General features: G+C 66.7%; 1 protein-coding gene. It reads right to left on the bottom strand.

What is annotated here, in order from left to right; all coding sequences use genetic code 11:
• Positions 1 to 246 (bottom strand): autotransporter-associated beta strand repeat-containing protein (locus DM374_RS32970; protein ID WP_157969846.1); only part of this gene is annotated, 246 nt, incomplete at both ends.

Raw genomic sequence — 246 nt, forward strand, 5'->3', positions numbered from 1 at the left:
TTTCCAGCGCGCCGGTGCCGTTCACATCCAGCCGGCTGAGGCCCAGCGCCTGGGCATTACCCAGCACCAGCGTGCCGGCATTGAGGGTGGTAGGGCTCTGGTAGAGGTTGGCCCCGCTCAAGGTCAGCTTGCCGGTGCCGTCCTTGACCAGGCCCGAAGCACCGGAGACCACGCCCGAAAGGGTCAGGTCGTTGCTGCCGCTAACCGTGAGTTCGCCGCCGAGGGCGACGGCGTTACTGACGGTAA

This window comes from Pseudomonas huaxiensis, from assembly GCF_003231275.1.
Taxonomy (GTDB): domain Bacteria; phylum Pseudomonadota; class Gammaproteobacteria; order Pseudomonadales; family Pseudomonadaceae; genus Aquipseudomonas; species Aquipseudomonas huaxiensis.